Source organism: Staphylococcus sp. GDY8P57P, assembly GCF_017892585.1.
Taxonomy (GTDB): Bacteria; Bacillota; Bacilli; order Staphylococcales; family Staphylococcaceae; genus Staphylococcus; species Staphylococcus borealis.
In genome coordinates this window covers 1-566 of the sequence record NZ_JAESLK010000129.1, presented here as the reverse complement: position 1 = coordinate 566, position 566 = coordinate 1, and the positions used below count along the sequence as shown (strand labels likewise).

At 38.7% G+C, this 566-nt stretch carries 1 protein-coding gene; it reads right to left on the bottom strand.

Annotated features, from left to right (window positions below; all coding sequences use genetic code 11):
- Positions 1–566: HAD-IC family P-type ATPase (locus KA878_RS13935; protein WP_210142248.1), on the bottom strand; the 566-nt coding region annotated here is incomplete at both ends.

Sequence of the window (566 nt, the reverse complement as noted above, 5' to 3'; positions counted from 1 at the left end):
TGTTGGAGTTGCAAGGCCAAGCGCACATGGGCAAGCAATAACCAAAACGGAAATAGTAATCGTTAAAGCGAAGATTCCCGTTTGTCCCCCTCCAAAATACCATGCTAAACCGGAAATACTAGCAATACCTATAACAATTGGAACAAAATATCCAGAAATAATATCCGCTATTTTAGCAATTGGTGCTTTAGATCCTTGTGCATCTTCCACTAACTTAATTATTTGTGATAGTGCTGTATCTTTTCCAACTTTAGTTGCCTGATATCGGATTGTGCCATTTTTATTGATGCTTGCTCCTATGACATTGGCACCCGCACTTTTTTCTACAGGAATACTTTCACCTGTCAGCATGGATTCATCAATAGACGTGACGCCTTCTAATATCACACCGTCAACTGGTATTTTTTCACCCGGTTTAACAATGACGATATCATCTACTGAAACTTCATCAACAGAAATTTCTACTTCTTTCCCATCTCTTACGACAATAGCTTTCTTAGGAGCTAATCCCATTAATTTTCCAATCGCTTCTGATGTTTTGCCCATGGAACGAACTTCAAGATATT